Below are 1377 nucleotides of genomic sequence, written 5' to 3' on the forward strand. Positions count from 1 at the left end.
CATCCGGGCTTCTGTAACGGGCCTTAGTTAGTCAATCCCTTTTTGCGCTGTCCACCTGCCGGGCACTTGCTTCTGTACGGGATCGGCACTGAGGCCGTCACCTTCTGGGGTGCATGAGGAGCCGGCCGGCCAATCTACGGGGTGCGTGGTTTTGAGCCGACTTCCCGGATGGCGGCCTGACCGGATCCATCGTCCCGGCGAGGGACTTCGCTCGGGAGAGCCTGGTGTCTTGGCCCGCCCGGAACGATTGATGCTCCTTGCTTAGGTTGCAGTGGCCTTGGCCATCGGATTGAACGGTTTGGCATCAGCCAGCATGCGATGCAGGATGACGGCGAGCTTGCGTGCCAGCGCCACCTTGGCCTTGCGCATGCCTGCGCGCCTAGCGATCCGCATCGCCCAGCTCTTCAGCGCCGAGCAGCCCTTGATCGGCTTGGTCAGCATGACGTGAGCGGCCTGGTAGAGTGCCTCCCGCACGGAGGCATCGCCAATCTTGCTGATGCGGCCGGTGTAATCTTTTTGCCCCGACTGATGTTTCTTCGGGGTCAGTCCGAAGTGCGCGCCTGTGGCTTTGGATGAGCGGAATCGCTTCGGATCATCGATCGCAGCGGCATAGGTGAGAGCGACGATCGGACCGACGGACGGCGTTGTCATCAGAAGCCTGGCCGGCGGATGCGATCGGGCGAGTTTCTGCGTGTGTTTGTCCAGGCTGTTGAACTCGCGCCGCAGCACGGCATGGGCTTCGAGCAGCGCCTGCGCCACCAGCTCCAGTCCAGGATGGCCGGCAACCAGCTCCCGGATACGACCGGCGAACGTGCATTCGGTGGTCTTGCCGACCTTCAGCCCAAAGCCCCGTAGCACGCCGCGCAGACTGTTCTCGACGTCGCGCAGCTTCGACTGCAGCAGTTTGCGCGCCGTCAGAACCGCACGCGTCTCCTGCGCGTCGATCGACTTGCAGTGCACCGGGCGGAACCAGCCCAGCCGCATCAGTTGCGCGATCCCGCGGGCATCGTTGCGGTCCGACTTCACCGGCATCGATTTGAAGGCATCGCGGACGTGGCGCGTCTCCAACAGCTCGACCGCAAACTTCGCCTCGCGCAGCGCCGCGTAAAGCCATTGCGACAGAGGACCTGCCTCCAGGCCGATCCGCTCGAGCGGCAGGCCCAGCGGCCGGAACCAGGCGATCAGCGCCTCCGGCTCGCTCGCCACCTTCGCCTCGCGCAAAATCTTGCCGGTGCCGTCGACCACGCAAATAGTCGAGCTTTCCAAAGACACGTCGATTCCGGCATAGTAGTACATGGTCGTCCCTCGATGATGCTTGGAGCGGGCTTGCCCGACTCCGGTTTTTGACACCATCAGTTTGAGGGACGACCGCCTCCC

At 63.6% G+C, this 1377-nt stretch carries 1 pseudogene; it reads right to left on the reverse strand.

The features are described 5' to 3' along the window. Positions 1-312: 312 nt before the first annotated feature. Positions 313-1296, reverse strand: a pseudogene (locus IVA95_RS35550) (IS110 family transposase); the annotation flags it as partial. Positions 1297-1377: the final 81 nt, after the last annotated feature.

Origin of the sequence: Bradyrhizobium sp. 157, from assembly GCF_023073815.1 — a bacterium.
In the GTDB taxonomy this organism is placed as follows: Bacteria; Pseudomonadota; Alphaproteobacteria; order Rhizobiales; family Xanthobacteraceae; genus Bradyrhizobium.